Source organism: Pseudomonas sp. GW821-FHT03A09, assembly GCF_059421065.1.
In genome coordinates, this window is the sequence record NZ_JBWKUX010000010.1 from 122434 (window position 1) to 128701 (window position 6268).

A 6268-nucleotide genomic window follows, 5' to 3' on the forward strand; every position below is an offset into this window, starting at 1 on the left:
CCCGCATTTTTAGATCAGCGCAGCCAGTTGGTGCGCGCCAGTTCAATCACCTCGTCGCCACGCCCACTCATGACCGCCTTGAGCATATACAGGCTGAACCCCTTGGCTTGCTCAAGCTTGATGCTTGGCGGCATGACCAATTCCTGGGAAGCGGTAACCACGTCGACTAAAACCGGCCCGTTATGCGCAAGGGCACGGCGTAGCGCCGGCTCCAGGTCTTCTGATTGCTCCACGCGAATCCCCAGGATACCCATGGCGCTGGACATCGCCGCGAAGTCTGGGTTTTTCAGCTCGGTACCCGTATCCAGGTAGCCTGCCGCCTTCATTTCCATGGCGACAAAACCCAGGGATGAGTTGTTGAACACGATGACTTTCACCGGCAGGTTCAACTGGGTCAAGGAAATGAAATCCCCCATCAACATGGTGAACCCACCGTCGCCGGACATCGAAATCACCTGGCGCCCGGGAAATGCCGCTTGGGCACCGATGGCCTGGGGCATGGCATTGGCCATGGAACCGTGATTGAACGAGCCGATCAGACGACGCCTGCCGTTCATCTTCAGGTAGCGTGCAGCCCAAACGGTCGGTGAACCTACATCGGCAGTAAAAATCGCATCATCGTCTGCCAGCTCACTGAGCAAGCGTGCGACATATTGCGGATGTATCGGGCGATTGGCTTTTGACGGCTGGGCCAGGTCATCCAGCCCCTGACGTGCTTTCTCATAGTGTTTCAATGAGGTGTCGAGAAAGCTGCGGTCGCTCTTGCGGGTCAAGCGGGGCAACAGTGCATCGATGGTCTCGCTGACGTCGGCGGCGATGCCCAGGTCCAAGGTGGCGCGACGGCCGAGGGCCTGCGGGTTGTGGTCGACCTGAATGATCTTGGCGTCAGTCGGGTAGAACTGACGGTAGGGGAAGTCGGTGCCGAGCATGACCAGCGTGTCGCAGTTGAGCATGGCGTGGTAGCCCGAGCTGAAGCCGATCAGGCCAGTCATGCCCACGTCGAACGGGTTGTCCCACTCCACATGCTCCTTGCCGCGCAAAGCGTGCACCACGGGTGCACCGAGGGCGTCAGCCAAGGCGACTACTTGGGCATGGGCACCGGCACAGCCGCTGCCACACAGCAGGGTGACTTTCTGGCTGCCCTGGAGCAGGTCGGCGAGGCGTTGCAGGTCCTGTTCGGCGGGCAGGGTGCGCGGCGCGTGCAGGGCGGGCCAGGGCTTGAGTTTGTCTTCGACTTCCAGCAGCGACACATCCCCAGGAAGCACCACCACCGCCACGCCGCGATTGAGGATCGCCGAGCGCATGGCGCGGTGCAGCACTTCGGGCATCTGCGCGGGGTTACTCACCAGCTCGACGAAGTGGCTGCACTCCTTGAACAGCTCCTGAGGATGGGTTTCCTGAAAGTAGTTGAGGCCGATTTCCGAGGACGGAATTTGCGCGGCGATAGCCAGCACGGGCACATGGTTGCGATGGCAGTCGAACAGGCCATTGATCAAGTGCAGATTGCCCGGGCCGCAACTACCTGCGCATACGGCCAATTCACCGGTGACAGCGGCTTCGGCACCTGCGGCGAACGCAGCGACTTCTTCGTGGCGAACGTGCATCCACTCGATGCTGTCCATGGTGCGCAGGGCGTCGGTCAGGCCGTTGAGGCTGTCGCCAGTCAAACCCCAGATGCGTTTGATGCCCGCCTGTTCAAGGGTGCTCGCCAATTGCTGGGCCAGGTTGATTTTCGCCATGAAGAACTCCAATCGTCAGTGAGGTTAAAAGCTGCTGATCAGTAGAGGACAGTTCGATCAAGGCGGATGTTCACCCTTTAGTATGAAGATTGCGTCATGACGGCCACAAAAAAGCCCTGGCATGCCAGGGCTTTTTCATTTGCCAAGCGTTATCGGCGACGGAACAGCGGCAACGGTTCATCCGTAGCGGCCTGATAGGTCACCGAGAAATCCTTGAGGCTTTTCAGCGCTTCGTACGGGTCTTTGTCGGCGCGCAAGGCGAAGGCATCGAACCCGCAGCGGTGCAGGTAGAACAACTGGTCGCGCAGCACGTCGCCAATGGCGCGCAGCTCGCCTTTGTAACCGTAACGGTCACGCAGCAGACGGGCGTTGGAGTAGTTGCGACCGTCGGTGAAAGCCGGGAAGTTCAGGGCGATGACCTGGAAGTGCGCCACGTCCTCGCCAATCTCTTCGGCTTCTTCATCGGCGTCCAGCCATACGCCCAGGCCGCCATCGCGAGCCTTGAGGGCATGACCGTGTTCGCGCCACAGGGCCAACGGCACGATCAGGTCGTCGCAGTTGGAGATGCCGTCGAAGCTCGCGTCCTTGGGCAGCAAGTGCCAGGTTTCGTCGAGGACTTCGTTGTTCTTAATGATTCGCTGCATAGACGCGCTCCTTGAACAGGTCGATGCCGATGCGCTGGTAGGTGTCGATGAAACGTTCATCTTCGGTGCGCTGTTCGATGTACACGTCGATCAGCTTGCCGATCACCTCGGGCATGGCTTCTTGGGCGAAGGATGGGCCGAGGATCTTGCCCAGACTCGCATCGCGGCTGGCGCTGCCACCCAGGGACACTTGGTAGAATTCTTCGCCTTTCTTGTCCACGCCCAAGATGCCGATGTGGCCGACGTGGTGGTGACCACAGGCGTTCATGCAGCCGGAGATGTTCAAGTCCAGCTCGCCGATGTCGAACAGGTAGTCCAGGTCATCGAAGCGGCGCTGGATCGACTCGGCAATCGGGATCGATTTGGCGTTGGCCAGGGAGCAGAAGTCGCCGCCTGGGCAGCAGATGATGTCGGTCAAAAGGCCGATGTTCGGCGTGGCGAAACCGCCCTCGCGCAGCTCGCCCCACAGGGTGAACAGTTGGCTTTGCTCCACATCCGCGAGAATGATGTTCTGCTCGTGGGAGGTGCGCAGTTGGCCGAAGCTGTAGCGGTCGGCGAGGTCGGCGACGGCGTCCAGCTGTTTGTCGGTGATATCACCTGGCGCCACGCCGGTAGGTTTCAGCGACAGGGTCACGGCGACATAACCCGGCTGCTTGTGTGCCAGGGTGTTGCGCCCACGCCAGCGGGCGAAACCTGGGTGTTCTTTATCTAGCGCTGCAAACTCGGCGTCCTGATTGCTCAGGGCCTTGTACTCAGGGTCGACGAAGTGTTTGGCCACACGGTGTACTTCGGCTTCGGTGAGGGTGGTCTGGCCGCCGCGCAGGTGCTCCATCTCGGCGTCGACTTTCTGGGCAAATACCTCAGGGGTCAGCGCTTTCACCAGGATCTTGATCCGGGCCTTGTATTTGTTGTCACGACGGCCATAGCGGTTGTAGACCCGCAGGATGGCATCGAGGTAGCTCAACAGGTCCTGCCACGGCAGGAACTCATTGATAAAGGCGCCGACCACTGGAGTACGGCCCAGGCCGCCACCGACCAGCACGCGAAAGCCCAACTCGCCGGCTGCGTTGTACACCGGCTCCAGGCCGATGTCGTGCACTTCAATCGCTGCGCGGTCCGAGGTCGAGCCATTGATGGCGATCTTGAACTTACGCGGCAGGTAGGCGAATTCAGGGTGGAAGGTGGTCCATTGACGGACGATTTCGCACCACGGGCGTGGGTCGATCAGCTCATCGGCAGCTACACCGGCGAATTGGTCGGTGGTCACGTTGCGCAAGCAGTTACCGCTGGTCTGAATGGCGTGCATCTGCACGGTGGCCAGTTCAGCCAGGATGTCCGGCACATCTTCCAGGGCCGGCCAGTTGAACTGTACGTTCTGGCGCGTACTGATGTGGGCATAGCCTTTGTCATAGTCGCGGGCAATCTTGGCCATCATGCGCATCTGGCGCGAAGTCAGTTGGCCATAGGGCACGGCTACCCGCAGCATCGGCGCAAAGCGCTGAACATAAAGGCCATTTTGCAGGCGCAGAGGGCGGAACTCTTCTTCGCTCAGTTCACCTGCCAGATAGCGTCGGGTCTGATCACGGAACTGCTTGACGCGGTCCTCGATGATGCGCTGATCGTATTCGTCGTATACGTACATATAGGTCCTGTTCTCGGCAAATCTGCGCGCACGGCCGCGCACTCCCAACGGAGCCGGCGCACGATACCAGTTTGCGTATATGCGCAAAAGTGATGTTTGGGTATATGTAAATAACCAAACTGACTAATGAGAACCGTTATCGCGATACCCACATTTGTCATGCGGGCAATCATCAACTTTACTGTGCTCGTGTCTTCGTGCAATCACCTATAAAACCGACAAGAGGCGATGCGATGAGCAATTCAACCAAAGCCCGTAAACCCGACAGTACCGTTGATGCCTGGGCGATTTTGTTCCTGATTATCCTGGTGGTTGGCACCGCTGTGTTCTGGGTGAGCCACCAGTAAAAAGGGTGTTGAATGAGCCTCGATTGACTGTCGTAATGCCACTATCATGGCGGTCAATGTTCAAGGCTCGGACAACCATGTTGAAGGTTCTGATTACGTGTGTGTGGTTGCTGGGATCGACGTATGGGGCGCTGGCCCATGCAACGTCGGTGGTGTTTCTCAACCCTGGCATGTCGACGGAAACCTTCTGGGTCAGCTATGCGCAATTCATGCAGGCCGCGGCCAAGGACCTCGGCTTGCATTTGCGTGTGCGCTATTCCGAGCGTGATGCCGACAACACGCTCGTCCAGGCCCGGGAAGCGTTGCAAGGCAGCGAGCGACCGGATTACCTGGTGCTGGTGAACGAGCAATACGTTGCGCCGCAGATTCTGCGCATGGCCCAGGGCAGCGGGGTCAAACTGCTGATCGTGAATAACGCGCTGACGGCTGACCAGGCGCAATTGCTCGGCAGTGGCATCGATTGGCTTTGCAGCATGGTGGCCGACGATGAGCAGGCCGGTTACCTGATGTTGAGTGATCTGCTGCGTCAGCACGGCCCGGTCGCGTCTGGCGCCACTATCGACCTGTTGGCGTTTTCCGGTGCCAAGAACACCCCGGCCGCGCAATTGCGTGAGCAGGGGCTGCGTCGAGCGCTGGCCGAGCACCCAGAGGTGCGTCTGCGCCAGTTGGTCTACGGTGAATGGAGTCGCCAGCGCGCCTTCGAGCAAGCCACTCAATTGTTCAAGCGCTACCCGCAGACCACGCTGGTATGGTCGGCCAACGATGAGATGGCGCTGGGGGCCATGCAGGCGCTTGAGGACAGCGGGCGAGCACCGGGAAGGGATGCGTTGTTCAGTGCGGTGAACAGTTCACCGGAGATATTGCAGGCGCGACTGGATGGCCGGTTGAGTACGCTGGTGGCGGGGCATTTCACTCTGGGCGGGTGGGCCATGGTGTTGATCAATGACGATGCCAAGGGTGTCGACATCAATGCCTATGGCGGGCGCGACCGTAAGGAAACGTTGTTCCAACTGATTGATGCTGCCCAGGCACAGCGTCTGCTGGGCCCTCAGGCGCCGGTCGATTTTCAGTCACTTTCTGCTGTCGGTAAGCCAGTGTCCTACCGTTATCCGTTCAACCTGCAACTGCTGTTGCGCTAAACGCCAGCCAGATGCAGCACCAGCTTGACGATGCCGAACAGCGTCAAGGCAAACACAGCAGTGAACAGAATGCCCAGGATCACAAAGTGGCTGGGCTTGCCGTGGGTGAAGTCGCGGGCGCGATTCTTGCCGCTCTGCACGCCAAACGCCGCTGCCATCACACTGTGCAGCATTTGCCAGAAGGTAGGGGGTTTGTTGTTGACTGGATCGTCCATACATCCCTCGACACAAGGTGTGTGAGGGACAGCATAGTTCAACGGCTGTAAATCAATGTGGGAGCTGGCCTGCGATGCGGGCCATCGGTGTGTCAGTGACACCGCGGTGATGCTTTCGCAGGCAAGCCAGCTCCCACCTTTGATCTGTGTCGCTGGCAAACGCGTGTCAGACGCGATGGCCGTGTCGGCAGTGTTTCCCCAAACACCGCCAATATCCTGTGGGAGCTGTCGAGCTTCAGCGAGGCTGCGAAGGCGGCGGCACAGGCGGCCTATTCATCAGCAGTGCCGCCGCTTTCGCAGGCAAGCCAGCTCCCACCTTTGATCTGTGTCGCTGGCAAACGCGCGCCAGACGCGATGGCCGTGTCGGCAGTGTTTTCCCAAACACCGCCAATCTCCTGTGGGAGCTGTCGAGCTTCAGCGAGGCTGCGAAGGCGGTGGCACAGGCGGCCTATTCATCAGCAGTGCCGCCGCTTTCGCAGGCAAGCCAGCTCCCACCTTTGATCTGTGTCGCTGGCAAACGCGCGCCAGACGCGATGGCCGTG

The 6268-nt window shown here is 59.7% G+C and carries 5 protein-coding genes; 1 reads left to right on the forward strand and 4 read right to left on the reverse strand.

Annotation, left to right across the window (positions count from 1 at the left end; all coding sequences use genetic code 11):
- Positions 1–14 precede the first annotated feature (14 nt).
- The 3 genes from poxB to AC07V4_RS19130 all read right to left on the reverse strand — a co-directional run bounded on the left by poxB (position 15) and on the right by AC07V4_RS19130 (position 4025).
- On the reverse strand, positions 15–1739 hold the full coding sequence (poxB, locus tag AC07V4_RS19120) for a ubiquinone-dependent pyruvate dehydrogenase (RefSeq protein ID WP_492636497.1): 1725 nt from the start codon (positions 1737–1739) through the stop codon (positions 15–17).
- Between the two features lie 149 nt (positions 1740–1888).
- Positions 1889–2383, reverse strand: a complete 495-nt coding sequence (locus AC07V4_RS19125; RefSeq protein WP_492636498.1) for a DUF934 domain-containing protein — start codon at positions 2381–2383, stop codon at positions 1889–1891.
- Positions 2367–4025: a nitrite/sulfite reductase gene (locus AC07V4_RS19130; protein WP_492636499.1), complete on the reverse strand. Its 1659-nt coding sequence runs from the start codon at positions 4023–4025 to the stop codon at positions 2367–2369. Before AC07V4_RS19130 ends, AC07V4_RS19125 begins: the two co-directional genes overlap by 17 nt.
- 424 nt (positions 4026–4449) lie before the next feature.
- Here AC07V4_RS19130 and AC07V4_RS19135 point away from each other — a divergent pair, with 424 nt between their 5' ends.
- On the forward strand, positions 4450–5511 hold the full coding sequence (locus tag AC07V4_RS19135) for an ABC transporter substrate-binding protein (RefSeq protein WP_492636500.1): 1062 nt from the start codon (positions 4450–4452) through the stop codon (positions 5509–5511).
- Here the strand turns inward: AC07V4_RS19135 and AC07V4_RS19140 are convergent.
- Positions 5508–5726: a DUF2970 domain-containing protein gene (locus AC07V4_RS19140; RefSeq protein WP_027606482.1), complete on the reverse strand. Its 219-nt coding sequence runs from the start codon at positions 5724–5726 to the stop codon at positions 5508–5510. The two genes, AC07V4_RS19135 and AC07V4_RS19140, sit on opposite strands and share 4 nt — an antisense overlap.
- Positions 5727–6268: the final 542 nt, after the last annotated feature.

Coding starts and splice junctions, on each gene's coding strand:
- poxB (WP_492636497.1), bottom strand. CDS start 1,739: ATGGCGAAAATCAACCTGGCCCAGCAATTGGCGAGCACCCTTGAACAG.
- AC07V4_RS19125 (WP_492636498.1), bottom strand. CDS start 2,383: ATGCAGCGAATCATTAAGAACAACGAAGTCCTCGACGAAACCTGGCAC.
- AC07V4_RS19130 (WP_492636499.1), bottom strand. CDS start 4,025: ATGTACGTATACGACGAATACGATCAGCGCATCATCGAGGACCGCGTC.
- AC07V4_RS19135 (WP_492636500.1), top strand. CDS start 4,450: ATGTTGAAGGTTCTGATTACGTGTGTGTGGTTGCTGGGATCGACGTAT.
- AC07V4_RS19140 (WP_027606482.1), bottom strand. CDS start 5,726: ATGGACGATCCAGTCAACAACAAACCCCCTACCTTCTGGCAAATGCTG.